Here is a 1,843-nt window from a genome sequence, read left to right as displayed (position 1 = left end):
GGCGCCGTTCGCCGTCCCGCGCGGGTCCCACTCGGCCGGCCCCGTCCGGACGACGGCCGTCCGTCACTCGACCCGCGACTCCGCGGGCTGCTCGGACTCCTCGTCGGGCAGGTGCACGTCGTTCACCGCGATGTTGACCTCGACGACCTCCAGGCCCGTCATGCGCTCCACGGCCGCGATGACGTTCTCCCGCACGTCGTGCGCCACGTCCGGGATGGGCACGCCGTACTCCACGACGATGTCCAGGTCCAGTGCCGTCTGGCGCTCGCCGACCTCGACCTTCACCCCGCGCGTCACGTTCGGCCGTCCGCCCGGCACCCGGTCCCGGACCGCGCCGAGGGTGCGGGCCAGCCCGCCGCCGAGCGCGAACACGCCCGGCACCTCGCGCGCCGCCATGCCGGCGATCTTCTCGACCACGCCGTCGGCGATGGACGTCTTGCCGCGTGAGGAGCCCTGGTCACCGGAGGTGTCCACGTGCACGGTGGTGCTTCCCGCCGAGCGGTTCCGGTGCTCGGCGGACTGCTCGCTGGAGGCCTGCGGTGCGGTGACGGACGCCGACTTCACTGCCATGGAAGTGTCTCCTGTCGCTCGTGAGGATGATCGTTCGGGTGATGACCGGTGGTGACGGTGCGCTGCTCGATGCCGCTCGTGCGCCTCGGCGCCGCTGGTGAGCGCTGTGTCGCCGCTACTGCTTTCCGCACTCCTCCGGTCGCACTCCCGTACTGCTTGCCCTACGCCTCGATGGTGCCGCATCCGCCCTGTCCGGCAACTCCCCTGCCCTGCTTGCCGGTTGCCGGGCCGGCGGTGCCGGCGGCCGCACCGGACGCCGCTCCTCCGACGCACCCGGTCGTGTCATTCCGCCGCGAGGGCGGTTTCCCGCTCGCGCAGACGGTGACCCGGCCCGGTGATGACTTGGACCCGTAACGTCGGCGATCGTCACGCGCCGGGAGGAACTTCTTCGAATTCCTTCCTTCGTTCGCCGCTTCCGGGTTTCGTCGACGGCCGATCGGTGCCGCACGCGTGATGATGGGCGGGTGAACGTGTCCGACCGCGGAGAGCAGCAGTTCGTGAGCGAGCACCCCCGCGGCGCCCCGGAGGGGCACGGCGTGGGGAACGTGACAGGAGAGGAGCCGGCACGTGCCGGAGGACGATGAGGCACCGGGCGCCGCGCCGGGCGCGCAGTCGGAGCTGAGCGACGCTCTGCTGGCCGCGCGTGCGGGAGAGGGCGACGAGGATGCGTTCGAGGTCCTCGTCCGGCGGCACAGCCCCGTACTGACCAGCCTCGGCATGCGCATGCTCGGCAGCCGGGCCGACGCCGAGGACGCGGTGCAGGAGGCGTTCGTCAGCGCCTGGCGACGCCTGCCGGAGTTCCGCGGCGACGCGGCGTTCCTCACCTGGATGTACCGCATCGTGACCAACCGCTGCCTCAACCTGCTGCGGGCCAGGAGACCGACCGAGCAACTCGACGCGGTCGGTGAGCCCAGCGCTCCCGACCACGGCTCGTCCCCGGCCAGGGCGGCGGAGACGACCGCGGCGGTGAAGGACCTCACCGAGGCGCTCGCCCGGCTCAGCCCCGAGCAGCGGGCATGCTGGGTGCTTCGGGAACTGCACGGACTCGGCTACCGGGAGATCGCGGGTGTCGTCGGCATCAGCGAGCAGGCGGTCAGGGGCAGGATCTTCCGCGTACGGCGCTACCTGACGGAGGCGATGAGCGCATGGCGATGAGCGCGACCCCCGACCCCGAGCGGGATCGCCCGGGCGACGCCGCGCCCGGGAACACCCGGCCCGAGCCGCCGGACCGCACCACGACGGACCACGGCCCCGCGGACGGCACTCCCGCGAG

At 72.7% G+C, this 1,843-nt stretch carries 2 protein-coding genes; one reads left to right on the top strand and one right to left on the bottom strand.

Annotated elements, in window-relative coordinates; all coding sequences use genetic code 11:
- Nucleotides 1-63: 63 nt before the first annotated feature.
- A complete protein-coding gene (locus ACYVE9_RS25200; RefSeq protein ID WP_461030199.1) occupies nucleotides 64-570 on the bottom strand; it encodes an Asp23/Gls24 family envelope stress response protein in 507 nt (168 codons plus the stop codon).
- 567 nt (nucleotides 571-1,137) lie between these two features.
- On the opposite strand from ACYVE9_RS25200, the gene ACYVE9_RS25195 reads away from it, so the two are divergent.
- Nucleotides 1,138-1,725 (top strand): RNA polymerase sigma factor, encoded by a 588-nt coding sequence (locus ACYVE9_RS25195; protein ID WP_461030198.1) that lies wholly within the window; start codon nucleotides 1,138-1,140, stop codon nucleotides 1,723-1,725.
- Nucleotides 1,726-1,843: the final 118 nt, after the last annotated feature.

The organism is Streptomyces sparsus (assembly GCF_054776295.1).
This window is presented reverse-complemented; position numbering and strand designations above follow the sequence as displayed.